This window comes from Streptomyces sp. NPDC045701 (genome assembly GCF_056432045.1).
The window spans coordinates 1-26,165 of record NZ_JBWKJV010000015.1 but is presented as its reverse complement, the minus strand read 5'-3'; the positions used below and the strand labels follow the sequence as shown (position 1 = coordinate 26,165).

The window sequence follows — 26,165 nt, the reverse complement described above, 5'->3', positions numbered from 1 at the left end:
GGCGAAGGTGTCCGGGGTGGGGCGTACGGTGTTCTCGACAGACCAGGGGCCTGGGGCGACACTTGACCCCCGGCAAGCCCAGTCCCGGAGGAAGGTGTACGAGTGTCCCGCCGCAGAATCGGCTTCTGGTACCGCCTGGCGGCGGCCATCGCAAAACCACCACTGGTGGTTCTGTTCAAGCGGGACTGGCGGGGAATGGAGCACATTCCGGCGGACGGTGGATTCATCACCGCGGTCAACCACAACTCTTACCTCGACCCGCTGTCGTACGCGCACTACCAGTACAACACCGGACGGGTCCCGCGCTTCCTGGCGAAAGCGGCCCTGTTCAAGAGCTCGTTCGTCGGCATGATGCTGACCAACACCGGGCAGATCCCCGTCTACCGCGAGACGACCAACGCGCTCGACGCCTTCCGCGCCGCCGTCGCCGCCATCGAGCGGGGCGAGTGCGTCGCCTTCTACCCCGAGGGCACCCTCACCCGCGACCCCGACATGTGGCCCATGGCGGGCAAGACCGGCGCCGCGCGCGTCGCCCTGCTCACCAAGGTCCCCGTCATCCCGGTCGCCCAGTGGGGCGCCAACCTCGCGATGCCGCCGTACGCCAAGCGGGACAGGTTCCGCCTCTTCCCGCGCAAGACTTTGATCGTGCAGGCCGGTCCGCCCGTCGACCTCAGTCGGTTCTACGACGAGGAACCCACGCCCGAGGTGCTGCGCGAGGCGACCGAGGTCATCATGGCCGCGATCACCTCCCTCCTGGAGGATGTCCGGGGCGAGAAGGCCCCCGCCACGCCGTACGACCACCGCAGGGCCCGCCTGGAACAGCGGCGCAAGGCCGCAGGGGAGGAAGCGAAGTGACACGCCCCGACACGGCGGGCCCGGCGGCCCGCCCCGTCAAGGCAGCCGTCTTCGGCACCGGATCGTGGGGAACGGCCTTCGGCATGGTGCTCGCCGACGCGGGCTGCCGGGTGACCCTCTGGGGCCGCCGCCAGGAGGTCGCCGACGCCATCAACGCCACCCGCACCAACCCCGACTACTTCCCCGGCACCCAGCTCCCCGAGTCGGTACGCGCCACCACCGACCCCGCCGAAGCGGCGCACGACGCCGACTTCACCGTGCTCGCCATCCCCTCCCAGACCCTCCGCGGCAACCTCGCCGAGTGGGCGCCGAAGCTCGCCCCCGGCACGGTCCTCGTCTCCCTGATGAAGGGGATCGAACTGGGCAGCGCCAAGCGGATGAGCGAGGTCGTCCAGGAGGTCGCCGGGGTGCCCGAGAGCCGCGTCGCCGTGGTCACCGGCCCCAACCTCGCCAAGGAGATCGTCGCCCGGATGCCCGCGGCGGCCGTCGTCGCCTGCCGGGACGAGGCCGTCGCCCAGCGGCTCCAGGCGGCCTGCCACACCCCGTACTTCCGCCCGTACACCAACACCGACGTCATCGGCTGCGAACTGGGCGGCGCCGTGAAGAACGTCATCGGGCTGGCCGTCGGCATCGCCGACGGCATGGGCCTCGGCGACAACGCCAAGGGGTCGCTCATCACGCGCGGGCTGGCCGAGACCACCCGCCTCGGCCTGGCGATGGGCGCCGACCCGCTGACGTTCTCCGGACTCGCGGGCCTCGGCGACCTGGTCGCCACCTGCTCCTCGCCGCTCTCCCGCAACCACACCTTCGGCTTCAACCTCGGCAAGGGGATGACCCTCCAGGAGACCATCGCGGTCACCAGGCAGACCGCCGAGGGCGTCAAGTCCTGCGAGTCCGTGCTCGATCTGGCCCGCCGGCACGGTGTCGACATGCCCATCACGGAGACCGTCGTCGGCATCGTCCACGAGGGAAAGCCGCCGATGGTGGCGCTCAAGGAGCTGATGTCGCGCGCCGCGAAGCCCGAGCGGCGCTGACGCCCGGACAGGCGGCCACGCGGTCGCTGACGCCACCGGGGGGAGCAGGTACGCTCATCGCGATATGAGCAGCGAGAACCTCCCCACCAGCACCGGGCGCAAGCCGCGCGTGGCCGTCGTCTTCGGCGGCCGCAGCTCCGAGCACGCCATCTCCGTCGTCACCGCCGGCGCCGTCCTGCGCGCCATCGACCGGGACAAGTACGACGTGCTGCCCATCGGCATCACCACCGACGGCCGCTGGGCGCTGACCACCGACGAACCGGAGCGGATGGCCATCGCCGACCGCACGCTGCCGACCGTCGCCGACCTCACCGAGTCCGACGAGGGCAGCGTCGTGCTGTCCGTCGACCCCGGCAGCCGCGAGGTCGTCTACAGCGAGCCCGGCGCCGTCCCCAAGGCCCTCGGCGACGTCGACGTGGTCTTCCCGGTGCTGCACGGCCCCTATGGCGAGGACGGCACCCTCCAGGGCCTCCTGGAGCTCGCGGGCGTGCCCTACGTGGGCGCCGGGGTGCTCTCCTCGGCCGTCGGCCAGGACAAGGAGTACATGAAGCGCGTCTTCGTCTCCTTCGGCCTGCCGGTCGGACCGTACGAGGTGATCCGCCCCCGCGAATGGGAACAGAATCCTTCCGCCGCCCGCGAGAGGATCGTCGGCTTCGCCGCCGAGCACGGCTGGCCGCTGTTCGTGAAGCCCGCCCGCGGCGGGTCCTCGATGGGCATCACCAAGGTCGACGACATCTCCGGTCTGGAGGACGCGATCGAGGAGGCCCGGCGCCACGACCCCAAGGTCATCGTGGAGTCGCTGCTCACCGGCCGCGAGATCGAGTGCGGCGTGCTGGAGTTCGAGGACGGCCCGCGCGCGTCCGTACCGGCCTGGATCCCGCCCGTCACCGACCACGACTTCTACGACTTCGAGGCCAAGTACATCGACTCGGCCTCCGGCGTCGTCCCCGCCCCGATCACCCCGGAGCAGACCGCCGAGATCCAGCGGCTGGCCATCGCCGCGTTCGAGGCCGCGTCCTGCGAGGGCCTGGTCCGCGCGGACTTCTTCCTCACCGACGACGGCGAGTTCGTCATCAACGAGATCAACACGATGCCGGGCTTCACGCCCATCTCCATGTACCCGCGCATGTGGCAGGAGAGCGGCGTCGGCTACCCGGAGCTCGTCGACCTGCTCATCCAGGCCGCGCTGCGCCGCCCGACCGGGCTGCGCTAGCGCCACTCCGCCACGCACGGCGCACCCACCCGCACGACGGCCGGGGCGGGCCGGACCGGGCGTGGCCTAGAGGCTCGGGGGAACCGCCTTCCTCACGGCCGGGGCGATGTCCATCAGGGGGGTGGCGTCGTGCGCGAACCGCTCGTCCAGCGACACCTCCACGTACGCCTTGCGGTACGTGGAGGTGAAGCGGGGTCCGTCGCCCTCGCGCAGCTCCGTCAGCCAGTCCACGCCGCCGACCTCCGCGCCCAGCGATTCCTCGTCGCTCATCGCGGGGGGCCGGGGGACGCCGCAGCGCAGTACGATCGCCCCGTCCCCCCACCCGGCGGTCAGATCGGAACGCGGCTCAGGATCACTCCGGCCGAGTCCCGCGACGGTCGCCGGGAGCTCCTCGTGCAGCGCGCCGCAGAGAGCGGCCTCTTCCGACGGCGGACTGGGAACCGCGACGGATGCCTTCGCGTCCGTCGGGGAACAGCCCGCGGCCGCCGACAGGACAGCGGCGGTCACGACGGCGACGGGCAGGGCGGGCAGGCGGCGAAGCCGGTGCGAAGACGTCACCGGCCCAGGGTAGACGGGGGCTACAGGTGTACGACCGGGCAGGTCAGGGTCCGTGTGATCCCGTCCACTTGCTGCACCTTCGCGACCACCATGCGGCCGAGCTCGTCGACCGTGTCGGCCTGGGCACGCACGATCACGTCGTACGGACCCGTGACGTCCTCGGCCTGGATCACCCCCGGGATCTTGGAGATGGTCTCGGCGACCGTCGACGCCTTGCCCACCTCGGTCTGAATAAGGATGTACGCCTGTACCACGGAACCTCCAGGGCGGCCACGAGGATCTTGTGGAGAAGAAAGGGACGCCACGGTACCGCGTCGTCGCGGGCAGCGGGGAGACCCGCGCGGCCGGTGGCGCGGGAGGCCGCCGCACTAAGCACGGAGTTGACGGTCTACTTGACGGTACCTACAGCAGTGACGGGTCGCGACCGCAACCGCACTGGGGCAGAAGGGGCACAGCGATGAAGGGCACTGTCGGCGAGTTGGGGGAGTTCGGGCTGATCAGGGAGCTCACCTCCCGGCTCACCTCCACCCCGGCGGTACGGATCGGGCCCGGCGACGACGCCGCGGTCGTGGCCGCACCCGACCGGCGCGTGGTGGCCAGTACGGACATCCTGCTGGAGGGACGGCACTTCCGGCGCGACTGGTCCACCGCGTACGACGTCGGCCGCAAGGCCGCCGCGCAGAACCTCGCGGACATCGCCGCCATGGGCGCCGTCCCCACCGCGCTGCTGCTCGGCCTGGTCGTCCCCGCCGAACTCCCGGTCACCTGGCCCACGGAGCTCATGGACGGTCTCCGCGACGAGTGCCAGGTCGCGGGCGCGGCCGTGGTCGGCGGCGACGTCGTGCGCGGCGACACGATCACCGTCGCCATCACCGCGCTGGGCGACCTGCGCAACCACGAGCCGGTCACCCGGGGCGGGGCGCAGCCCGGCGACGTGGTCGCGTACACCGGCTGGCTGGGCTGGTCGGCGGCCGGGTACGCGGTGCTCTCGCGCGGGTTCCGCTCGCCGCGCGCCTTCGTGGAGGCCCACCGGCGGCCCGAACCGCCCTACCACGCGGGCCCCGCCGCCGCCGGGCTGGGCGCGACCGCCATGTGCGACGTCAGCGACGGACTGATCGCCGACCTCGGGCACATCGCCGAGGCCAGCAAGGTCCGCATCGACCTGCGCTCCGGTCTCATCGACATCCCGACCCAGATGAACGACATCGGGCAGGCCGTCGGCGTCGACCCCATGCAGTGGGTCCTCACCGGCGGCGAGGACCACGCGATCGTCGCCACCTTCCCGCCGGACGTGAAGCTCCCCGCCCGCTGGAAGGTCATCGGCGAGGTGCTCAACCCGTCCGCCCTGCCCCAGGTGACCGTCGACGGCGCGCCGTGGCACACCCAGGGCGGCTGGGACCACTTCGGGGACGACGAGTGAGCCGCCCCGCGCCGCCCCGCGTCCTGACCGTCGCCGGCTCCGACTCCGGCGGCGGCGCCGGCATCCAGGCGGACCTGAAGGCCATGCTGGCGCTCGGCGTCCACGGCATGAGCGTGATCACCGCCGTCACCGCGCAGAACTCGCTGGGTGTGCAAGGCGCCTGGGAACTGCCCGTGGAGGCGGTGCGCGCCCAGTACCGCGGCGTCGTCGACGACATCGGCGTACAGGCGGTGAAGACCGGCATGCTCGCCTCGGCGCCGCTCGTGGAGGCGGTGGCCGAGCTGCTGGCCGGGACGGACGCGCCGGTGGTCGTCGACCCGGTCGGGGTGTCCAAGCACGGCGACCCGCTCCTGGCGGCCTCGGCGCTCGACTCCGTGCGCGAGCGGCTGCTGCCGGTGGCCACCGTCGCGACGCCGAACCTGGACGAGGTGGCCCAGCTCACCGGCGTGCGCGTGGAGGACGAGGCCGATCTGCGGCGGGCCGCCGCCGCGGTGCTGGAGTACGGGCCGCGCTGGGCGCTGATCAAGGGCGGGCACCTGGCGGGGGACGCGGTGGACCTGCTGACCGACGGCGCGGAGGAGCACTGGCTGCGCGCCCCCCGGCACGACAACCGCCACACCCATGGAACGGGCTGCACCCTGGCCTCGGCGGTTGCGGCGGGCCTCGGCAAGGGCCTGGCGGTCCCCGAGGCCGTACGGGAGGCCAAGGAGTACGTGACCGGGGCGATCGCGGCCGGGTTCGCCCTGGGCGGCGGGATCGGCCCCGTGGACCACGGCTGGCGTTTCCGCTAGCGGGGCTCCGCTCCCGCCGGTGGGGTCCCCCGGGCGGGAGCGGTTCGGCGGCCCCTGGGGCGCGATAAGGCGGTCGCGCGGAGCGCGGACGGTGCGGGCGGCCGGAAACGTGCCCGGGTACGCGTCCGGGTACGGCGAAAAGCCGGTCCACCGAGGTGGACCGGCTTTCAAGGCAACCGCAGAGGCTGCGCTACGACGAAACGTCGTCGGCGTTAGCGCGAGACCTTGCCGGCCTTGATGCACGAGGTGCAGGCGTTGAGCCGCTTCGGCGTCCCACTGACCACGGCACGCACGCGCTGGATGTTCGGGTTCCAGCGACGAGACGTACGGCGGTGCGAGTGCGAGATGTTGTTGCCGAAGCCCGGCCCCTTGCCGCAGACGTCGCAGTTGGCAGCCACGGGTCACTCCAAAGACTTCAGGTGCACTTACAGTGAAATCCGGCGAGCCGGAATCAGATCTGGTGACTGAAGTGGCGTTGCCGGGGGAATGGCCCGACTTTCATCGGGCAACCGGAGCAGCATACAACGACTGCTCCGGTGCAACGAAACTACCACGGTTCGCCCGGCCCCCGCCCAGGCCCCCCGGCCCGCCCGGGGTCTACGCTGCCGTGCAGTCAGCGCTGCTCGAGGAGGACACCAGGTGCCGCAGACCCTGCCGCAGGCGCTCGATTCCGCAGTGGTCCGCAGCTGGTGCTCACTCGCGCTGGAGGCGCTCGGCCGGGAGCGCGAGGAGATCGACTCGATCAACGTCTACCCGGTCGCGGACGGGGACACCGGCACCAACCTCTACCTGACGGTCGAGTCCGCCTCCCAGGCGGTGGAGGCCGTCTTCGCCGCGATCGCTGCCCCCGACTTCGCCGACACCGTCCGCGCCATGGCGCACGGCGCCCTCATCGGTGCCCGGGGGAACTCCGGCACCATCCTGTCCCAGCTGCTGCGCGGCATGAGCGAGGTGCTCGCCGAGGGGTGTGACGGGGATCACCTGGCCAGGGCGCTGCGGCGGGCCTCCGTGTCCGCCCGGGAAGCGGTCGCCCACCCCGTCGAGGGCACGATCCTGAGCGTCGCGGCGGCGGCCGCGTCCGCGGCGGCGGGCTCCGGCTCGGGTGACGCACCCGGCTCCGGCGGCGCGGGGGGCGCCGGTGAGGTGGCGGGCTCCGGCGATGCGCCGGGTGCCGGTGATGTGGCGGCGGTCGCCCGGGCCGCGTACGCCGGGGCCCGGGCGGCCCTGGAGGCCACGCCCGCCCAGCTCGCCGTCCTGGAGCGGGCCGGCGTGGTGGACGCGGGCGGGCGCGGACTCGTCACGGTGCTGGGCGCGCTGGTGGAGGCGGTGTCCGGGCAGGCGCCGGCGCGGGGGCCACGAGCACCCCGGGGAGCCGCGCCCGTCGTGGAGCCCTGCGCCGAGGCCGGGCCCGCCTACGAGGTCATCTACCTGCTGGAGGCCGACCAGGCGGCCGTCGCCCGGCTCCGCGACCGGCTCGACGCGCTCGGCGACTCCCTGGTGGTGGTGGGCGGCGACGGACTGTGGAACGTCCACGTCCATGTCGACGACGCCGGCGCGGCGGTGGAGGCGGGCGTCGAGGCGGGGCGCCCGCACCGCATCCGGATCACGCACTTCGGTACGTCCGGCACGGCGGTGCCCGAGGAACGCGCGGGGCGCGCCGTGGTGGCAGTCCTGCCCGGCGAGGGGCTCGCCCACCTGTGTGCCGAGGCGGGCGCGACGACGGTGCTGGCCCGCCCCGGGGAGCCGCCGGCCAGCGGGGAGCTGGTCGACGCCATCCGGCGCGCCCACGCGCGGGAGGTCGTCCTGCTGCCGAACGACGCGGCGCTGCGGCACACCGCGGCGGCCGCGGCCGAGCAGGCCCGGGCGGAAGGCATCCGGGTGGCGCTCGTTCCCACGCGCGCCGCCGTCCAGGGCATCGCCGCCCTCGCCGTCCACGAACCGGACCGGCGCTTCGACGAGGACGTCGTCGCCATGACCGCGGCGGCGGGCGCCACGCGCTACGGCGAACTGACCGTGGCCGAGCACCGGTCGTTCACCTCGGCGGGCGTCTGCCAGGCCGGTGACGTCCTCGGTCTGATCGACGGCGACGTCGCCGTGATCGGCCAGGACGTGGCGACCACCGCCGCCACGGTCCTCGACCGCATGCTCTCGGCGGGCGGCGAGCTGGTCACCCTGGTCCTCGCCGAGGACGCCCCGGCCGGACTGGCGGCCCGCCTGGAGGCCCACGTACGCGAGTCCCACCTCGCCGTGGACACGGTCACCTACGCGGGCGGCCCCCAGGCCCCGCTGCTCCTGATCGGCGTCGAGTAGCCGGCGACGGGCCTCTGCGCGCGGGCAGCGCCCCCGCTCCGTCGTGTGCGGTTCCTCCCGCCCGGGGCACGCGTCGTCCACAGGTGCGCACGCCTGTCAGTGGCGTGGTGTGCAATGGGAACGTGTCAGCTCTCGACGAACCACTGAAGAAGCAGCTCGGCGCCGCCACCGCCAAGGTGATGGCCGAGCATCTCGACCTGCACACCGTCGGTGACCTGCTGCACCACTACCCGCGGCGGTACGCGGAGCGCGGTGAGCTCACCACCCTCGCAGACCTGCCGCTGGACGAGCACGTCACGGTGGTGGCCCGGGTGGCGGACGCGCGCGTACTGACGTTCAACGGCGCCAAGGGACGCGGCCAGCGCCTGGAGGTGACCATCACCGACGGCAGCGGACGGCTCCAGCTGGTCTTCTTCGGCAAGGGCGTCCACAAGCCGCACAAGGACCTCCTGCCCGGCACGCGCGCGATGTTCGCCGGCAAGGTGTCCGTCTTCAACCGCAAGACGCAGCTCGCCCACCCCGCGTACGAACTGCTGCGCGGCGAGGACGGAGAGAGCGCCGTGGACAGCTGGGCCGGGGCCCTCCTCCCGATCTACCCGGCCACCACCAAGCTGGAGTCCTGGAAGATCGCCAAGGCGGTCGACGCGGTGCTCCCCAGCGCGGTGGAGGCCGTCGACCCGCTGCCGCCCGCCCTGCGGGAGGGCCGCGGCCTCACCGACCTGCCGGACGCCCTGCGCAAGATCCACCGCCCGCGCACCAAGGCCGACATCGCCGACGCCCGCGAGCGGCTGAAGTGGGACGAGGCGTTCGTCCTCCAGGTAGCGCTGGCCCGGCGGCGGTTCGCCGACACCCAACTGCCCGCGGTGGCGCGCAAACCGGTGCCGGGCGGGCTGCTGGACGCCTTCGACGCCAAGCTGCCCTTCACCCTCACCGAGGGCCAGGAGAAGGTGTCGGGGGAGATCTTCGGCGACCTGGCCACGGAGCACCCGATGCACCGCCTCCTCCAGGGTGAGGTGGGCAGCGGAAAGACCATGGTGGCGCTGCGGGCGATGCTCGCCGTGGTCGACGCGGGCGGACAGGCCGCCATGCTCGCGCCCACCGAGGTCCTCGCCCAGCAGCACCACCGGTCCGTCACCGAGATGATGGGCGAGCTCGCCCAGGGGGGCATGCTCGGCGGCGCCGAGCACGCCACCAAGGTGGTGCTCCTGACCGGGTCGATGGGGACCGCCGCCCGCCGGCAGGCACTGCTGGACCTGGTCACCGGCGAGGCGGGCATCGTCATCGGCACGCACGCGCTGATCGAGGACAAGGTCCAGTTCCACGACCTGGGCCTGGTGGTCGTCGACGAGCAGCACCGCTTCGGCGTCGAGCAGCGCGACGCCCTGCGCGGCAAGGGCAAGCAACCGCCGCACCTGCTGGTGATGACCGCCACGCCCATCCCGCGCACGGTCGCGATGACCGTCTTCGGCGACCTGGAGACCTCCGTCCTCGACCAGCTCCCCGCCGGCCGCTCACCGATCGCCAGCCACGTCGTCCCGGCCGCCGACAAGCCGCACTTCCTGGCGCGCGCCTGGGAGCGGGTCCGCGAGGAGGTGGAGAACGGCCACCAGGCGTACGTCGTCTGCCCCCGCATCGGCGACGAGGAGGACGAGAAGAAGAAGGCCAAGGAGGGCGACGCGGAGAAGCGGCCTCCGCTGGCCGTGCTGGACGTCGCCGACCAGCTCGCCAAGGGCCCGCTCGCCGGACTGCGCGTCGAGGTGCTGCACGGCAGGATGGCCCCCGACGACAAGGACGCCGTCATGCGCCGCTTCGCCGCGGGCGACGCCGACGTCCTGGTCGCCACGACCGTCATCGAGGTCGGCGTGAACGTCCCCAACGCCACCGCCATGGTGATCATGGACGCGGACCGGTTCGGTGTCTCCCAGCTGCACCAGTTGCGCGGCCGGGTGGGCCGTGGCTCCGCCCCCGGACTGTGCCTGCTGGTCACCGAGATGCCCGAGGCGAGCCCCGCCCGGCAGCGCCTCGCCGCCGTCGCCTCCACCCTCGACGGCTTCGAGCTCTCCCGTATCGACCTCGAACAGCGCCGCGAGGGCGACGTCCTCGGCCAGGCCCAGTCCGGCGTGCGTTCCAGTCTTCGCATGCTCGCCGTCATCGAGGACGAGGAGGTCATCGCCGCCGCCCGCGAGGAGGCGGTGGCCGTCGTCGCCGCCGACCCCGAGCTGGAGCGCCTCCCGGAGCTGCGCACGGCCCTGGACGCGCTGCTCGACAAGGAGCGGGAGCAGTACCTGGAGAAGGGCTGAGCCGTGCGCATCCCCCGGAAGCCCATATCGTGGAGTCACCAGCATCCACAGGACGGCTAAGGACCTCAGATGACCCGCGTGATCGCCGGCGCGGCCGGCGGACGCCGCCTGGCCGTGCCGCCGGGCAACGGCACCCGCCCCACCTCCGACCGGGCGCGTGAGGGGCTGTTCTCCACCTGGGAGGCGCTCCTCGGGACGCTCGACGGCATCCGGATCGCCGACCTGTACGCCGGGTCCGGCGCCGTCGGTCTGGAGGCGCTCTCCCGGGGCGCCTCCCACGCCCTGCTCGTCGAGGCCGACCAGCGGGCCGCCCGCACGGTCCGGGAGAACGTCCGCGCCCTCGGCCTGCCCGGCGCCGAGGTCCGTGCCGGCAAGGCCGAGCAGATCGTCACGGGGCCGGAGCCCACCGCCCCGTACGACGTGGTCTTCCTCGACCCGCCGTACGCGGTCTCCGACGACGATCTTGGCGAGATACTCCTCACACTCCGCACCAAGGGCTGGCTCGCCGACGATGCGCTCGTCACCGTGGAGCGCAGCACCAGGGGCGGGGAATTCGCCTGGCCGGAGGGTTTCGAGCCACTGCGGGCCCGTCGCTACGGCGAGGGAACGTTTTGGTACGGTCGCGCCGCCTCTACGTGCGAAGACGCACGATGACCGGTTCGGAGAGCGAGGGAATCCAGTTGCGCCGCGCAGTCTGTCCGGGGTCGTTCGACCCCATCACCAACGGGCACCTCGACATCATCGCCCGCGCCTCCAAGCTGTACGACGTCGTCCACGTCGCGGTGATGGTGAACCAGTCCAAGAAGGGGCTGTTCACCGTCGAGGAGCGGATGGAGCTCATCCGCCAGGTCACCGGCGAGTACGGAAACGTCGAGGTGGAGTCCCACCACGGCCTGCTCGTCGACTTCTGCAAGGAGCGCGACATCCCCGCCATCGTCAAGGGGCTGCGCGCCGTCAGCGACTTCGACTACGAGCTGCAGATGGCCCAGATGAACAACGGGCTGTCGGGGGTGGAGACGCTCTTCGTCCCCACCAACCCGACCTACAGCTTCCTCTCCTCCTCGCTGGTCAAGGAGGTCGCCGCCTGGGGCGGGGACGTCTCGCACCTGCTGCCGCCGGTCGTGCACGAGGCCCTGGTGAGGCGGCTGGGCGAGAAGTGAGCACCTGACGGCCCGTCACCCGCTGTCGGGACGGCGCCGACTGGCCTTACAGTCGTCCCGTCCGTCTCCAATCCGGCTGTAGAGAGTGGCGAGCACACGGTGGACGTGCAGAAGAAGCTCGACGAGATCGTCGAGACGGTCGCGAGCGCCCGTTCCATGCCCATGTCGGCCTCCTGCGTGGTCAACCGCGCCGAGCTGCTCGCGATGCTCGACGAGCTGCGCCAGGCCCTGCCGGGCTCGCTGGCCCAGGCCCAGGAGCTCATCGGCGGCCGTGAACAGCTGGTCGAGCAGGCCCGCCAGGAGGCCGAGCGGATCATCGAGGCCGCCCACGCCGAGCGCGGCTCGCTGATCTCCGACACCCAGGTCGCCCGCCGCTCCCAGGAGGAGGCCGACCGCATCCTCTCCGAGGCCCGCAGGGAGGCCGAGGAGATCCGCGCCGAGGCCGACGACTACGTCGACTCCAAGCTCGCCAACTTCGAGGTCGTCCTCACCAAGACCATCGGCTCGGTCGACCGCGGCCGCGAGAAGCTCCTCGGCCGGGGCCCCGGCCTCGACGACCAGGGTTACGCGGACGAGGACGCCCCGGAGTACAGCGCCGACCCGCAGACCCTGGTCCGGCGCGCGGACGAGTACGTCGACGCCAAGATCAGCGCCTTCGAGGCCGTGCTCACCAAGACCCTGGAGGCGGTGGGCCGCGGCCGCCAGAAGCTGCACGGGCGGATCGCCACCGACGACCTCGGCGCCCACATGGCCGCCCAGGACGCGGCGGGCGGCGCCCGGCAGCACACCAGTGACGCGGACTACCTGGCGGGCCTGGCCGAGCTGGCGGACCCGCAGCCGGGCCGGCCGGCCGCCCAGGACCCCGCGCAGGCCGCCGCCGCGCACATCCCGGCCCAGCAGCCCGACCCGTACGCCTACCAGCAGCCCCAGGACGCCTACGCCTACCAGCAGGACCCGTACGCCTACCAGGGCTACGACCAGGCCCAGGCCCAGGCCCAGGCCCAGGGCTACGGCGAGCAGCCCTACGCGTACGACCAGCACCACCACCACCAGCAGCAGCAGCCGGCGCAGCCGCAGCAGGCCGCCGCCCTCGACGAGACCAGCTTCTTCGACACCGGCATGATCGACCTGGACCGGCTCCGGCAGTACGAGCAGGGCCACGGCCAGGGGCACTGACCGTCCCGGATTGGGCCGTGAGCGAAGCGTCCAGTATCCTGGCTCTTCGGTCGCGAGTACGTCCGCGATCCCGCGTGCCCTCGTCGGTTCCGACGCCGGGCCGCCCCCAGACGATCCGAAAGCAGGAAGAACCCTGAGTACGCGCCTCGACCACCGCAACCCCCTCGTGTTCGACACGCACGAGCTGGGCCGGCGTCCCGGTGCCCTCCAGCGGATCTCCCGCACGGTCGAGGCCCCCGTGGACCTCGGCATCGACGGAGTCATCGGCGTGCCCCAGGGCTCGCCCGTCGTGCTGGACCTCCGCCTCGAGTCGGTCATGGAAGGGGTGCTTGTCACAGGCACCGCCCGTGCGTCGGCCGAGGGGGAGTGCGTAAGGTGTCTGGAGCCGCTGCGCCAGGATGTCGCGGCGGACTTCCAGGAGATGTTCTCGTACCCCGACACCGACGACCGGGGCCACCGCAAGGCGGCCGCGGACGACGATGCCGAGGACGACGAGGACATGACCCCCCTCGAGGACGGCATGTTCGACCTCGAGCCCGTGCTGCGTGATGCGGTGGTGCTCGCACTGCCGATGCAGCCGGTGTGCCGGGAGGACTGTGCCGGGTTGTGCGCCGAATGCGGAGCCAACCTGAACGAGAACCCCGACCACCACCATGACGCCGTCGACATCCGTTGGGCGGCACTGCAGGGACTCGCCGATTCACTCGGGACCGGCGAGAAGGACAACATGAGCGGCGCCGAAGCGGGCGTCGACGAGAAGCAGGAGAAGTAGCCGTGGCTGTTCCGAAGCGGAAGATGTCGCGCAGCAACACGCGCCACCGCCGGTCGCAGTGGAAGGCTGCGGTCCCCACCCTGGTTTCGTGTGAGCGTTGCCAGGAGCCGAAGCAGCAGCACATCGCGTGCCCCAGCTGCGGCACGTACAACAAGCGCCAGGTCCTCTCGGTCTGAGCGGGCTGGTGAGAGGCACCGTGTCCAACTCCAAAACGGCGGATGACGCCAAGAAGCAGGCGGAGAACACGGCCTCGTCCCACACGCTTCTGGAAGGGCGGCTCGGGTACCACCTCGAGTCCGCCCTTCTGGTGCGTGCGCTGACCCACCGCTCGTACGCGTACGAGAACGGCGGTCTGCCCACCAACGAGCGGCTGGAGTTCCTCGGGGACTCCGTGCTCGGCCTGGTGGTCACGGACACGCTGTACCGCACCCACCCCGACCTGCCCGAAGGCCAGCTGGCCAAGTTGCGGGCCGCGGTGGTCAACTCGCGTGCACTGGCGGAGGTCGGCCGTGGCCTCGACCTGGGCTCCTTCATCCGGCTGGGCCGGGGCGAAGAGGGCACCGGGGGCCGGGACAAGGCATCCATCCTCGCCGACACCCTGGAAGCGGTGATCGGCGCGGTCTATCTCGACCAGGGTCTCGAGGCGGCGTCCGAGCTGGTGCACCGGCTCTTCGACCCGCTGATCGAGAAGTCGTCGAACCTCGGCGCCGGCCTGGACTGGAAGACCAGTCTCCAGGAGCTCACCGCGGCCGAGGGCCTCGGCGTTCCGGAGTACCTGGTCACCGAGACCGGACCGGACCACGAGAAGACCTTCACTGCTGCTGCCCGCGTCGGTGGTGTCTCGTACGGCACCGGCACCGGCCGCAGCAAGAAGGAAGCGGAGCAGCAGGCGGCGGAATCCGCCTGGCGCGCCATCCGGGCGGCCGCCGACGAGCGGGAGGCGGCGGCCAAGGCCGCGGCCGAATCCGGCCCGGTCACCGGCACGGATTCCGGTACCGGCACGGATTCGGCTTCCGGCACCGGCACCGGCACCGGCACCGGTACGCGCAACGGCGACGGATCCGAAGCCGAAGAGGCCGCCGACACCTCTTCGGATTCCGAAGCCCCGCAGGCCACGGCCTGAGCTGCTCGTTCCTGCCCCGTCGCACATACCGTGCGGCGGGGTTTCCCCATGATCCCGCCGAACCGTGAAGGAGCGCCGTGCCCGAGCTGCCCGAGGTCGAAGTCGTACGGCGCGGCCTGGAGCGCTGGGTCAGCGGCCGTACCGTCTCCGACGTCCAGGTCCTCCACCCGCGCGCCGTCCGGCGGCACCTCGCGGGCGGCGAGGACTTCCGCGGCCGGCTGCGGGGGCACCGCTTCGGCGTGGCGCGCCGGCGCGGCAAGTACCTCTGGCTGCCGCTGGAGGACACCGACGCGTCCGTGCTCGGGCACCTGGGCATGAGCGGGCAGCTGCTCGTGCAGCCGGAGGACGCGGCGGACGAGAAGCACCTGCGGATCCGTATCCGCTTCGACGACGGGCTCGGGACCGAGCTGCGCTTCGTCGACCAGCGCACCTTCGGCGGGCTCTCCCTGCACGAGAACACCCCCGACGGGCTGCCCCTGGCGATCGCGCACATCGCGCGCGACCCCCTGGACCCCCAGTTCGACGAGGCCGCCTTCCACACGGCGCTGCGCCTGCGCCGTACGACCGTGAAACGCGCCCTGCTCGACCAGTCGCTCATCAGCGGCGTCGGCAACATCTACGCGGACGAGGCGCTGTGGCGCGCCCGCCTGCACTACGACCGGCCCACCGCGACGCTCACCCGCCCCCGGTCGGCCGAGCTCCTCGGGCACGTACGGGACGTCATGACGGCCGCCCTCGCGGTCGGCGGCACCAGCTTCGACAGCCTGTACGTGAACGTGAACGGCGAGTCCGGGTACTTCGACCGCTCCCTGGACGCCTACGGCCGCGAGGGCGAGCCCTGCCGGCGCTGCGGCACAGCGATGCGCCGACGCCCCTGGATGAACCGGTCCAGCTACTTCTGCCCGCGCTGCCAGCGCCCGCCGCGCCTCGCCCCGCCGCTCACCCCGGCGTGACGCCGCGGGCGGGCCGGTGGGTCAGAAGCCGAAGTTCTGCGTCCACCAAGGGCCGCCATCGGCGAAGTGCACGCCGACGCCGAGCCGCGTGTAGTCGCAGTTGAGGATGTTGGCGCGGTGGCCGTCGCTGTTCATCCACGAGTCCATCACGGCCCGCGCGTCGGCCTGTCCGCGCGCGATGTTCTCCGCGGCGAGCCCCTGGACACCCGCCTTGGCGGCGCGGTCCCAGGGCGTCGCCCCGTCCGGGTCGGTGTGCGAGAAGAAGCCGCGCTCGGCCATGTCCTTGCTGTACGCGCCGGCCAGCGCCGCCAGCCCGCGGGAAGCCTGCACCGGGCTGCAGCCCACCTTGGCGCGCTCCGCGTTGACCAGGGCGAGTACCGCGGCCTCGGCGGCCGCTTCCCGGCCGGGGTCGGCGGCGGCAGGGGCCGTGGACGGGACGGAGGGCACCTCGGGCCGCTCGGTGGTCCGCTCGGGCGCGGGCGTCGCCGTGCGCACGGGCGTCGCACTCCTGGTCGCCGTCTTCTTCGCCGGCGCCTTCGTCTTCTTCGGTTGCTGCGGCGGCGCGGAGGACGCCGGTGCGGAGGACGCCGGCGCCGACGGCGCCGCGGAGGGGATCGCGGGCGCCGCCGGGATCCGCTCGGCGCTGCGGCTCGCGGCGGTGGAGGGGCCATCGGGAGTGGCGCTGGAGCCGCCCTGCGCGTTCAGCTCGGGGGCGCTCCCGGCGTGTACGCGCTCGCCCGCGCCGCTGCCGCCGAGGGTGAAGGTGTCGCCACCGGGCAGCAGGCCGGAGGTCACGGCGACGGCGCCCATCGCCAGCGCGGCGGAGGCGCCGAGCAGCCCGGTGCGTACGGGCACCACGGCCCGGTTCTTCCGGTGGCGTCCCATCTCCAGTGCCTTCCTGCTTCGACGTCCCGTCCGTGCACCGGCGACATTCGGTCACTCGTCCGAACGGGTGAGGCTCATTTCGTCGGGACTGTACGCCATGACGCGAGGGCGAGAAGTGCTCCCCGTGCGATTGGCCGGTTAGCGTGCAGCCATGAACGACGACGCACGGCTCACCGCCTGGGTACGCGGCCGAGTACAGGGAGTGGGCTTCCGCTGGTTCACCAGGGCGAATGCTCTGGAGATCGGAGGGCTCACCGGTTTCGCCCTGAATCTGGACGACGGCCGGGTGCAGGTGGTGGCCGAGGGGCCGAGTGAGAATTGCCACCGTTTGCTGGAGTGGCTTCGCTCGGGCGACACACCCGGGCGCGTCGACGGAGTCACGGAGATATGGGGCGCTCCGCGCGGCGGCTACGACGGCTTCGCCATCCGGTGACGATTCCGCCGCCGACGCCGGCCCGCGACGGGTGTCCGGCACCCCGCGAAGCTGCCGCGGGCATGTGCGCAGGGCAGAAATGACCTGGTGGTTGCCAAGAATCGCTCGGCGTGCCAGGCTGCGCGGGTAAGGATGATCCAAAGGGTCCGAGAGGCCCTTCGAGGATCGCCCGGAACGCCCCTGGGCACCGCAGTGAGAGGCGCCGCCGCACGGCTCGCGGCCGCACGCCCCCCGGTTGCCCCTTGATGCGGGGCGTGATCGTGTTGACCGTCAAACTTTTTGGTGAGACTCTGGAAGCCCCGCGCACCCTAGCTGTTTGGCAGTGAGAACCGCAGCGGCTCCAAGCACTGCCGGACATCGCGGGTGCCAAATCCCTCACGACCCACACCGCTTCGGTCGGTCACTCAGTGTGGAGGACCAAAAGTCATGGCAAAGGCGCTTCTCGGTTATGTCGGCGGTTCCGACCCGCGACTTCTCGCCGAGATGCGACGGCTTCAGCAGCGCGTCCAGGACCTCGAGTCCGAGCTCGTACGGATTCAGTCCGAGAACGACGCGCTGAACGCCGCCGCTCACAGCGAGTCGTTGCTCGACGGCATCGACATCGACGTACCCAAGGCGGAGCCTGCGCTCACCTGATCCCAGCCCCCGTCGGCAAGGCCCGTATCAGCACCTCAGGGTATCGGGCACGGTGAGAAACACTCTCGCGAGATATGCAAGGGACGCTTCGGCGTCCCTTCTTTCTTTTCCCTTCCCCCCGCCGTCACCGGCGTTCCACTGATCCTTGACCTCTGATGTGCCCTGCGCATTCATCGGTCAAACGAGAAGCGGCAGGTAGAGTCCGGGGGCGTGCACCTCAAGGCCCTTACCCTGCGTGGTTTCAAATCCTTCGCCTCGGCCACCACCCTCCGGTTCGAACCGGGAATCACGTGCGTGGTGGGGCCGAACGGCTCGGGCAAGTCCAATGTGGTGGACGCGCTCTCCTGGGTCATGGGTGAACAGGGAGCCAAGACGCTGCGCGGCGGGAAGATGGAGGACGTCATCTTCGCCGGGACGACCGGCCGGCCGCCGCTCGGCCGCGCCGAGGTCTCCCTCACCATCGACAACTCCGACGGCGCGCTGCCCATCGACTACGCCGAAGTCACCATCACCCGGATCATGTTCCGGGGCGGCAGCAGCGAGTACCAGATCAACGGCGACACCTGCCGGCTCCTGGACATCCAGGACCTCCTCAGTGACTCCGGCATCGGCCGGGAGATGCACGTCATCGTCGGGCAGGGCCAGCTCGACTCCGTCCTGCACGCCGATCCGATGGGCCGCCGGGCGTTCATCGAGGAGGCCGCCGGCGTCCTCAAGCACCGCAAGCGCAAGGAGAAGGCCCTGCGGAAACTGGACGCGATGCGGGCCAACCTCGCCCGCGTCCAGGACCTCACCGACGAGCTGCGCCGCCAGCTCAAGCCGCTCGGCCGGCAGGCCGCGGTCGCGCGGCGGGCCGCCGTCATCCAGGCCGACCTGCGCGACGCCCGGCTCAGGCTGCTCGCCGACGACCTCGTACGCCTCCAGCGGGCGCTGAAGGCCGAGATCGCCGACGAGGCCGCGCTGAAGGAGCGCAAGGAGCGGGCGGAGGCCGACCTGAAGGCGGCGCTCGGACGGGAGACGGAGCTGGAGGACGAGGTGCGGCGCCTCGCGCCCCGGCTCCAGCGCGCCCAGCAGACCTGGTACCAGCTGTCGCAGCTGGCCGAGCGGGTGCGCGGCACCGTCTCGCTGGCCGACGCCCGGGTGAAGAGCGCCACCGCCCCGCCGGTCGAGGAGCGCCGCGGCCGGGATCCCGAGGACCTGGAGCGGGAGGCCGCCAGGATCCGCGAGCAGGAGGCGGAGCTGGCGGCCGCACTGGAGGCGGCCCGGCGGGCGCTGGAGGACACCGTCGCCCACCGCGCCGAGCTGGAGCGTGAGCTGGCGGCGGAGGAGCGCCGGCTGAGGGACGCCGCCCGGGCGATCGCCGACCGGCGCGAGGGGCTGGCCCGGCTGAGTGGGCAGGTGGGCGCCGCCCGTTCCCGCGCCGCCTCCGCCCAGGCCGAGATCGACCGGCTGGCCGCCGCCCGCGACGAGGCGCGGGAGCGGGCGGTCGCCGCGCAGGAGGAGTACGAGGCGCTCAAGGCTGAGGTCGACGGGCTGGACGCCGGAGACGCCGAGCTGGCCGACATGCACGAGGCGGCCAAGCGGGAGCTGGCGGACGCGGAGGCCGCCCTCGGCGCGGCGCGGGAGGCCGCCACCGCGGCGGAGCGCAAGCGGGCCGCCCTCGCCGCGCGGCACGAGGCGCTGGCGCTGGGCCTGCGCCGCAAGGACGGGACGGGCGCGCTGCTGGGTGCCGCCGACCGGCTGGCCGGCCTGCTGGGCCCGGCCGCCGAGCTGCTCACCGTGACGCCCGGGTACGAGGTGCCGGTGGCCGCCGCCCTGGGCGCCGCCGCCGACGCGGTCGCGGTGCGGGACCCGGCGACGGCCGCCGAGGCGATCCGGCTGCTGCGCAAGCAGGACGCGGGGCGCGCGGCCCTGCTGCTGGGGGGCTTGCCGGACGGGCCCGGATCCGGGGTGCCGGACGGACCCGGATCCGGGCTGCCGGGCGGCTCCCCGGGCCGGGAGCGCGGGGCGGGCCGGACGTACGCCGTGGACCTGGTGCGCGGGCCCGCGGAGCTGATGCCCGCCGTGCGGCGACTGCTGCGCGACGTCGTGGTCGTCGCGACCCTGGAGGACGCCGAGGACCTGGTGTACGCCCGCCCCGGGCTGGTCGCCGTCACCGCCGAGGGGGACGTCCTCGGGGCGCACTTCGCGCACGGCGGATCGGCCGGGGCGCCCAGCCTGCTGGAGGTCCGGGCGTCCGTCGACGAGGCCGCCGCCGAGCTGGCCGGACTGGCAGTGCGGTGCGAGAAGCTGGCGGCCGCGCAGCAGGACGCCACGGAGCGCCGCCGTGCCTGCGCCGCCCGGGTCGAGGAGCTGGCGGACCGGCGCCGGGCGGCCGACCGGGAGAAGTCGTCCGTCGCCCAGGCGCTCGGGCGGCTCGCCGGGCAGGCGCGCGGTGCCGCGGGGGAGGCGGAGCGCACCGCCGCGGCCGCCGACCGCGCCCAGGAGGCGCTGGAGCGGGCCACCGCGGAGGCCGAGGAGCTGGCCGAGCGGCTGCTGGCCGCCCAGGAGACCGGCCCCTTCGGGGACGGGGAGGACGAGCCCGACACCTCCGTGCGGGACCGGCTCGCCGCCGATGGGGCCAACGCCCGGCAGACCGAGATGGAGGCCCGCCTCCAGCTCCGTACGCACGAGGAGCGGGTCAAGGGGCTGGCGGGACGCGCCGACGGCCTCGACCGGGCCGCCCGCGCCGAACGGGAGGCACGCGCGCGTGCGGAGCGGCGCCGCGCCCGGCTGCGTCACGAGGCCGAGGTCGCCGCCGCCGTCGCGTCCGGGGCCCGTCAGCTGCTCGCGCACGTCGAGGTGTCGCTGGTGCGGGCGGACCTGGAGCGGGCCGCCGCCGAGAGCGCCAAGGCGGCGCGTGAGCGGGACCTGGCGGAGGCACGGGCCCGGGGCCGGGACCTCAAGGGCGAGCTGGACAAGCTCACCGACTCGGTGCACCGGGGCGAGGTGCTGGGCGCGGAGAAGCGGCTGCGTATCGAGCAGCTGGAGAGCAGGGCGCTGGAGGAGCTGGGCGTCGAGCCGACGGTCCTGGTGGCCGAGTACGGGCCGGAACAGCTCGTTCCGCCGTCGCTGCCCGCCGAGGGGGAGGACCTCCCCGAGGACCCGGAGCACCCGCGCAATCAGCCGAGACGTTTCGTCCGCGCCGAACAGGAGAAACGGCTGAAGTCGGCCGAACGGGCGTACCAACAGCTCGGGAAGGTGAATCCGCTGGCGCTGGAGGAGTTCGCGGCGCTGGAGGAGCGCCACCAGTTCCTCTCCGAGCAGCTCGAAGACCTGAAGAAGACGCGGGCCGACCTGCTTCAGGTGGTGAAGGAGGTGGACGAACGCGTCGAGCAGGTCTTCACGGAGGCGTACCGGGACACGGCCCGGGAGTTCGAGGGAGTCTTCTCCCGGCTCTTCCCGGGTGGCGAGGGACGGCTCGTCCTGACAGATCCCGAGCACATGCTCACCACGGGTGTGGACGTCGAGGCCCGTCCGCCGGGCAAGAAGGTCAAGCGGCTGTCGCTGCTGTCGGGCGGTGAGCGGTCCCTGACGGCCGTCGCCCTGCTGGTGTCGATCTTCAAGGCACGGCCGAGTCCGTTCTACGTGATGGACGAGGTCGAGGCGGCGCTGGACGACACCAACCTCCAGCGGCTGATCCGGATCATGCGGGAACTCCAGGAGAGCTCCCAGCTGATCGTGATCACCCACCAGAAGCGGACGATGGAGGTCGCGGACGCGCTCTACGGCGTGTCCATGCAGGGGGACGGCGTCTCGAAGGTGATCAGCCAGCGCCTCCGCTGAGCGTGGCTCACCCTCCCCGAAATCTCTTCAAGGCCTGAACGCAAGTCGACACGCCGTGCGCTCAGATTCACAGACCTCAGACTCTTGACTTCGAAACTTGAAGGCATAGTCTCTGCAACGTTGCTTTTACCTTCAAGTGGTGGGCGGCGTGATGTTGTGCGCCACTGGAAGGGCTCGCCCCCCATGCCCGGCGACGACGCCGGGTACCAGGAGTTCACGTGACCAGCACAGCGAAGCCGCCGGCGTCGGGGGCCCGAGAGGCCCATCCCGACCACCTCGGCCATGTCATCTTCATCACGGCCGCCGCCGCGATGGGCGGATTCCTCTTCGGCTACGACAGCTCCGTCATCAACGGCGCCGTAGAAGCCATCCGCGACCGGTACGAGATCGGCTCCGGCACCCTCGCCCAGGTGATCGCCATCGCGCTGATCGGCTGTGCCATCGGTGCCGCGACCGCCGGCCGCATCGCGGACCGCATCGGCCGCATCCGCTGCATGCAGATCGCCGCCGTCCTCTTCACCGTCAGCGCCGTCGGGTCGGCCCTGCCGTTCGCCCTCTGGGACCTCGCCCTGTGGCGCGTGGTCGGTGGCTTCGCCATCGGCATGGCCTCGGTGATCGGCCCCGCCTACATCGCCGAGGTCGCTCCCGCGGCCTACCGCGGTCGGCTGGGCTCCTTCCAGCAGGCCGCCATCGTCGTGGGCATCGCCGTCTCCCAGCTGGTCAACTGGGCCATCCTCAACATGGCCGACGGCGACCAGCGCGGTGAGATCGGCGGCCTGGAGGCCTGGCAGTGGATGCTCGGCGTCATGGTGATCCCGGCCATGCTCTACGGCCTGCTCTCCTTCGCGATCCCCGAGTCGCCGCGCTTCCTCATCTCCGTCGGCCGCAAGGACCGGGCCAAGGAGGTCCTCGCCGAGGTCGAGGGCAAGGCCGTCGACCTGGACGCGCGCGTCCGGGAGATCGAGACGGCCATGCACCGCGAGCACAAGTCGACCTTCCGTGACCTGCTCGGCAGCCGCTTCGGCTTCCTGCCGATCGTCTGGGTGGGTATCGGCCTGTCCGTCTTCCAGCAGCTCGTCGGCATCAACGTCGCGTTCTACTACTCCTCGACGCTGTGGCAGTCGGTCGGCATCGACCCGTCGAGCTCGTTCTTCTACTCGTTCACCACGTCGATCATCAACATCATCGGCACCGTGATCGCCATGGTCCTGGTGGACCGGGTCGGCCGCCGGCCGCTCGCCCTCGTCGGCTCCGCCGGTATGGCGATCGCCCTAGCCTTCGAGGCCTGGGCCTTCTCCGCCGACCTCGTCGGCGGCAAGCTGCCCGAGACCCAGGGCGTCGTCGCCCTGGTCGCCGCCCACCTCTTCGTGCTCTTCTTCGCCCTCTCCTGGGGCGTGGTGGTCTGGGTGTTCCTCGGCGAGATGTTCCCCAACCGGATCCGCGCCGCCGCGCTCGGCGTCGCCGCCTCCGCGCAGTGGATCGCCAACTGGGCCATCACCGCGAGCTTCCCGTCCCTGGCGGACTGGAACCTCTCCGGGACGTACATCATCTACACGGTCTTCGCCGTGCTCTCCATCCCCTTCGTGCTCAAGTACGTGAAGGAGACCAAGGGCAAGGCGTTGGAGGAGATGGGCTAATCCCCGCTGCCCCTCTCCTCGTACACGGAACTGCCCCGGCTCACCATGTGAGCCGGGGCAGTTCCGCGTCCGTCCGGGTCCGCCGGCGGGCGGGCCGTCGCCGGGCGCGCCCGGGTCCGCCGTCAGAGGCGGACGGTGACGGACGCCGGTGAGGGCTCCGCGCCGCCGTCGGTCCCCTTCCGCGCGGTACGCGGCAGCACGGCGTACAGCACGGCCGCCACCACGATCGTCACCAGCCAGCCCAGACCGTTCACGCCCACCCAGGAGCCGGCGAGCGGCCCGGCGAACCAGTCGACCTTCGTGAACAGCAGGCCCACTGCCAGCGCCACGCCCCACGCCGTCATGGCCTGCCACGCGAAACCGCCCCGGTACCAGTAGGCGCTGGTGCGCGTGGTGTCCATCAGCGCCTCGCCGTCGTACGACCTGCGGCGCGTCATGTCGACGCCGAAGACGCCGATCCACGCCGAGAACGCCACGGCCAGCAGCGTCAGGAAGGAGATGAAGGACCCGATGAAGCTGGTCGCCACCACCATCAGCAGGAAACCGAAGACCAGCGAGATCACGGCGTTCACGCTCACCGCCCACGCGCGCGGCACCTTGATGCCCAGCGTCTGCGCGGTGAACCCGGCCGAGTACATCGACATCGAGTTGATCAGCAGCATCCCGACCAGCGCGATGACCAGGTACGGCACCGAGATCCAGGTGGGCAGCAACTCCCCGATGAACGACACCGGGTCCTGCGCGGACGCCAGGCTCGGCGTCGACACCGCCATCACCGCGCCCATCAGCACCATCGGCAGGACGACGATCCCGGCGCCGCCGACCGTCGACGCCACCACCGCACCCGACGAGACCGTACGGGGCAGATAGCGGGTGAAGTCCGGGCCCGAGGGCACCCAGCTGATACCGCCCGCCGCGATCGTGCCGATGCCCGCGATCATCATCGCGGTGGAGCCGGCCGGCCTGGCGAAGACGGCGCTCCAGTCGGTCCCGGCGACCAGATGCACCAGGACGAGCACGGAGAACGCGCCGAAGAGGTAGGTCGACCAGGTGCTGCACACCCGCAGGGCGTTGATGCCCAGACCCGACACCAGGAAGGTCGCCGACACGAAGAGCAGCAGTGTGACGACGATCAGCGGGGTGCTGCTCCTGATGCCGAAGAGCAGGTCGAGGACGGTGAGCACGGCGTACGCGCCCGTCACCGCGTTGATCGTCTCCCAGCCCCAGCGGGCCACCCAGATCAGCGTCCCGGGAAAGAGGTTCCCGCGCTGCCCGAACACCGCGCGGGACAGCGCCATACCGGGTGAGCCGCCGCGCTTGCCCGCGATCGAGATCAGACCCACGATCCCGTACGAGAGGACCGGCGCGGCGATCGCGACGGTCAGCACCTGCCAGAAGTTCAGGCCGTTGAAGACGATCAGGCCGGCACCCATGGTGAGCAGCAGCACACTGATGTTCGCCGCCACCCAGGTCGGGAACAGCTCCCGGAGGTGACCGGTGCGTTCGGCGTCCGGGACGGGCTCGAGACCGCGGGTCTCTATCGCGCCTTCGGTTTCGGAGGCGTGGGACATGGATCAGCTCCGTGCGGGAGGAAAGGGGATGTCCGCGCATCGTACGTTCCTCCCCAAAAAGGTCCAAACAGGGGCCTTGAGCCCTGGTGCACGCTCCGAGACCGCTCACCCGGGTGGTCGTGGCCGATACTGGACGGGTTATGGAAATCCTCATCCTTGCTGTAGTCATCGCTCTGGTCGCGGTCGGCGCGATCAGCGGCCTCGTGGTCAGCAGCCGCAAGAAGAAGCAGCTGCCGCCGCCCCAGGCGCCGTCGAGCACGCCGACCATCACCGCTCCGCCAGCCGAGCCGCACGTCGGCGAGGAGGCGGGGACACCGCGGGAAGAACCACGCCGCACCATCGAGGAGGTCGACCTCCCGACGGCCGAAGAGGCCCTGGAGGCCCCCGCCGCCGTCGAGGACCCGCTCGTCGCGGCACCGCCCGCACCGCAGATCGAGGTCCCGGAGCCGACCGCCGGCCGGCTGGTGCGGCTGCGCGCCCGGCTCGCCCGGTCGCAGAACAGCCTGGGCAAGGGCCTGCTGACCCTGCTGTCGCGGGAGCACCTCGACGAGGACACCTGGGAGGAGATCGAGGACACCCTCCTCACCGCGGACGTCGGCGTCGCGCCCACCCAGGAACTGGTCGAGCGCCTGCGTGAGCGGGTGCGGGTCCTCGGTACGCGTACGCCCGAGGAGCTGCGCGCCCTGCTGCGCGAGGAGCTGCTCACCCTGGTCGGTACCGACCTGGACCGCACCGTCCACACCGAGAGCGACCTCGACACCCCGGGCATCGTCATGGTCGTCGGTGTCAACGGCACCGGTAAGACCACCACCACCGGCAAGCTGGCGCGGGTGCTGGTCGCCGACGGCAAGTCGGTCGTGCTCGGCGCGGCGGACACCTTCCGCGCGGCGGCCGCGGACCAGCTCCAGACCTGGGGCGAGCGGGTCGGCGCCCGCACCGTGCGCGGGCCGGAGGCGGGCGACCCCGCCTCGGTCGCCTACGACGCGGTGAAGGAGGGCATCGCCGAGGGCGCCGACGTGGTCCTCATCGACACGGCGGGCCGGCTGCACACCAAGACCGGCCTGATGGACGAGCTGGGCAAGGTCAAGCGCGTCGTGGAGAAGCACGGTCCGCTGGACGAGATCCTGCTGGTCCTGGATGCCACGACCGGCCAGAACGGCCTCGTCCAGGCGCGGGTCTTCGCCGAGGTCGTCGACATCACCGGCATCGTCCTCACCAAGCTGGACGGCACCGCCAAGGGCGGCATCGTCGTCGCGGTCCAGCGCGAGCTCGGCGTCCCGGTGAAGCTGATCGGCCTGGGCGAGGGCCCGGACGACCTGGCGCCCTTCGAGCCGGAGGCGTTCGTCGACGCCCTGATCGGGGACTGACCCAGGACGTCCCGCACGGCGAAGCGGGGGGGGGGGGGGGGGGAGGAGGGGGGGGGGGGGGAGGAGGGGTGGGGGGGGGGGGGGGGGGGGTGGGGGGTGGGGGGGGGGGGGGGGGGGGGGGGGGGGGGGGGGGGGGGGGGGGGGGG

The 26,165-nt window shown here is 72.2% G+C and carries 24 protein-coding genes; 19 read left to right on the top strand and 5 right to left on the bottom strand.

The window, feature by feature from the left end; all coding sequences use genetic code 11:
* Positions 1-102: 102 nt before the first annotated feature.
* The 3 genes from AC07DW_RS17940 to AC07DW_RS17930 all read left to right on the top strand — a co-directional run bounded on the left by AC07DW_RS17940 (position 103) and on the right by AC07DW_RS17930 (position 3,102).
* Positions 103-855 carry a lysophospholipid acyltransferase family protein gene (locus AC07DW_RS17940; RefSeq protein ID WP_478858619.1) on the top strand — a complete coding sequence of 251 codons (753 nt, stop codon included), beginning with the start codon at positions 103-105 and terminating at the stop codon, positions 853-855.
* A complete protein-coding gene (locus AC07DW_RS17935; protein ID WP_478858618.1) occupies positions 852-1,889 on the top strand; it encodes an NAD(P)H-dependent glycerol-3-phosphate dehydrogenase in 1,038 nt (345 codons plus the stop codon). Before AC07DW_RS17940 ends, AC07DW_RS17935 begins: the two co-directional genes overlap by 4 nt.
* A gap of 64 nt (positions 1,890-1,953) precedes the next feature.
* The gene (locus AC07DW_RS17930) at positions 1,954-3,102 is read left to right on the top strand and encodes a D-alanine--D-alanine ligase family protein (RefSeq protein ID WP_478858617.1); all 1,149 of its coding nucleotides are present in this window, start codon (positions 1,954-1,956) and stop codon (positions 3,100-3,102) included.
* A 66-nt stretch (positions 3,103-3,168) separates the two neighbouring features.
* On the opposite strand, the gene AC07DW_RS17925 is transcribed toward AC07DW_RS17930, so the two are convergent.
* A complete protein-coding gene (locus AC07DW_RS17925) occupies positions 3,169-3,660 on the bottom strand; it encodes a DUF3515 domain-containing protein (RefSeq protein WP_478858616.1) in 492 nt (163 codons plus the stop codon).
* A gap of 20 nt (positions 3,661-3,680) precedes the next feature.
* A complete protein-coding gene (locus AC07DW_RS17920; protein ID WP_028802415.1) occupies positions 3,681-3,914 on the bottom strand; it encodes an Lrp/AsnC family transcriptional regulator in 234 nt (77 codons plus the stop codon).
* Positions 3,915-4,117: 203 nt separating this feature from the next.
* Between AC07DW_RS17920 and AC07DW_RS17915 the strand changes: the two genes are divergently transcribed.
* Both AC07DW_RS17915 and thiD read left to right on the top strand, forming a co-directional pair.
* Positions 4,118-5,080, top strand: a complete 963-nt coding sequence (locus AC07DW_RS17915) for a thiamine-phosphate kinase (protein WP_478858615.1) — start codon at positions 4,118-4,120, stop codon at positions 5,078-5,080.
* The gene (gene thiD, locus AC07DW_RS17910) at positions 5,077-5,871 is read left to right on the top strand and encodes a bifunctional hydroxymethylpyrimidine kinase/phosphomethylpyrimidine kinase (protein ID WP_478858614.1); all 795 of its coding nucleotides are present in this window, start codon (positions 5,077-5,079) and stop codon (positions 5,869-5,871) included. Before AC07DW_RS17915 ends, thiD begins: the two co-directional genes overlap by 4 nt.
* 212 nt (positions 5,872-6,083) lie before the next feature.
* Here the strand turns inward: thiD and rpmB are convergent, their stop codons facing one another.
* Entirely contained in the window at positions 6,084-6,269 is a 186-nt protein-coding gene (rpmB, locus tag AC07DW_RS17905; protein WP_064070327.1) for a 50S ribosomal protein L28, read from the bottom strand.
* A gap of 241 nt (positions 6,270-6,510) precedes the next feature.
* On the opposite strand from rpmB, the gene AC07DW_RS17900 reads away from it, so the two are divergent.
* The 9 genes from AC07DW_RS17900 (at position 6,511) to mutM (ending at position 15,665) form a co-directional block, all read left to right on the top strand.
* Complete coding sequence (locus AC07DW_RS17900) at positions 6,511-8,181, top strand: DAK2 domain-containing protein (protein ID WP_478858613.1); 1,671 nt, start codon at positions 6,511-6,513, stop codon at positions 8,179-8,181.
* Between the two features lie 179 nt (positions 8,182-8,360).
* Entirely contained in the window at positions 8,361-10,481 is a 2,121-nt protein-coding gene (gene recG / locus AC07DW_RS17895) for an ATP-dependent DNA helicase RecG (RefSeq protein ID WP_478858711.1), read from the top strand.
* A gap of 69 nt (positions 10,482-10,550) precedes the next feature.
* Complete coding sequence (rsmD, locus tag AC07DW_RS17890) at positions 10,551-11,135, top strand: 16S rRNA (guanine(966)-N(2))-methyltransferase RsmD (RefSeq protein ID WP_478858612.1); 585 nt, start codon at positions 10,551-10,553, stop codon at positions 11,133-11,135.
* Positions 11,136-11,161: 26 nt separating this feature from the next.
* Positions 11,162-11,641, top strand: coding sequence for a pantetheine-phosphate adenylyltransferase (coaD, locus tag AC07DW_RS17885; protein ID WP_478858710.1), 480 nt, complete (start codon positions 11,162-11,164; stop codon positions 11,639-11,641).
* Between the two features lie 99 nt (positions 11,642-11,740).
* Entirely contained in the window at positions 11,741-12,817 is a 1,077-nt protein-coding gene (locus tag AC07DW_RS17880; RefSeq protein ID WP_478858611.1) for an ATP synthase F0 subunit B, read from the top strand.
* A 166-nt stretch (positions 12,818-12,983) separates the two neighbouring features.
* Positions 12,984-13,589, top strand: a complete 606-nt coding sequence (locus tag AC07DW_RS17875; protein ID WP_478858610.1) for a YceD family protein — start codon at positions 12,984-12,986, stop codon at positions 13,587-13,589.
* Between the two features lie 2 nt (positions 13,590-13,591).
* On the top strand, positions 13,592-13,765 hold the full coding sequence (rpmF, locus tag AC07DW_RS17870) for a 50S ribosomal protein L32 (protein ID WP_030496967.1): 174 nt from the start codon (positions 13,592-13,594) through the stop codon (positions 13,763-13,765).
* 8 nt (positions 13,766-13,773) lie between these two features.
* The gene (gene rnc / locus AC07DW_RS17865) at positions 13,774-14,712 is read left to right on the top strand and encodes a ribonuclease III (RefSeq protein ID WP_478858609.1); all 939 of its coding nucleotides are present in this window, start codon (positions 13,774-13,776) and stop codon (positions 14,710-14,712) included.
* Between the two features lie 77 nt (positions 14,713-14,789).
* A complete protein-coding gene (mutM, locus tag AC07DW_RS17860; RefSeq protein ID WP_478858608.1) occupies positions 14,790-15,665 on the top strand; it encodes a bifunctional DNA-formamidopyrimidine glycosylase/DNA-(apurinic or apyrimidinic site) lyase in 876 nt (291 codons plus the stop codon).
* A gap of 21 nt (positions 15,666-15,686) precedes the next feature.
* Here the strand turns inward: mutM and AC07DW_RS17855 are convergent, their stop codons facing one another.
* Positions 15,687-16,550, bottom strand: coding sequence for a CAP domain-containing protein (locus AC07DW_RS17855; RefSeq protein ID WP_478858607.1), 864 nt, complete (start codon positions 16,548-16,550; stop codon positions 15,687-15,689).
* A 151-nt stretch (positions 16,551-16,701) separates the two neighbouring features.
* Between AC07DW_RS17855 and AC07DW_RS17850 the strand changes: the two genes are divergently transcribed.
* The 4 genes from AC07DW_RS17850 to AC07DW_RS17835 all read left to right on the top strand — a co-directional run bounded on the left by AC07DW_RS17850 (position 16,702) and on the right by AC07DW_RS17835 (position 23,081).
* Entirely contained in the window at positions 16,702-16,983 is a 282-nt protein-coding gene (locus tag AC07DW_RS17850; protein WP_478858606.1) for an acylphosphatase, read from the top strand.
* A gap of 426 nt (positions 16,984-17,409) precedes the next feature.
* Positions 17,410-17,619, top strand: coding sequence for a hypothetical protein (locus AC07DW_RS17845; protein WP_073754570.1), 210 nt, complete (start codon positions 17,410-17,412; stop codon positions 17,617-17,619).
* A gap of 210 nt (positions 17,620-17,829) precedes the next feature.
* A complete protein-coding gene (smc, locus tag AC07DW_RS17840) occupies positions 17,830-21,444 on the top strand; it encodes a chromosome segregation protein SMC (protein ID WP_478858605.1) in 3,615 nt (1,204 codons plus the stop codon).
* 218 nt (positions 21,445-21,662) lie between these two features.
* Positions 21,663-23,081 (top strand): sugar porter family MFS transporter, encoded by a 1,419-nt coding sequence (locus tag AC07DW_RS17835; RefSeq protein ID WP_478858604.1) that lies wholly within the window; start codon positions 21,663-21,665, stop codon positions 23,079-23,081.
* Positions 23,082-23,203: 122 nt separating this feature from the next.
* Here AC07DW_RS17835 and AC07DW_RS17830 read toward each other — a convergent pair whose 3' ends face one another.
* The gene (locus AC07DW_RS17830; protein ID WP_478858603.1) at positions 23,204-24,652 is read right to left on the bottom strand and encodes a cytosine permease; all 1,449 of its coding nucleotides are present in this window, start codon (positions 24,650-24,652) and stop codon (positions 23,204-23,206) included.
* Between the two features lie 140 nt (positions 24,653-24,792).
* On the opposite strand from AC07DW_RS17830, the gene ftsY reads away from it, so the two are divergent.
* Positions 24,793-26,019, top strand: a complete 1,227-nt coding sequence (gene ftsY / locus AC07DW_RS17825; RefSeq protein WP_478858602.1) for a signal recognition particle-docking protein FtsY — start codon at positions 24,793-24,795, stop codon at positions 26,017-26,019.
* Positions 26,020-26,165 lie beyond the last annotated feature (146 nt).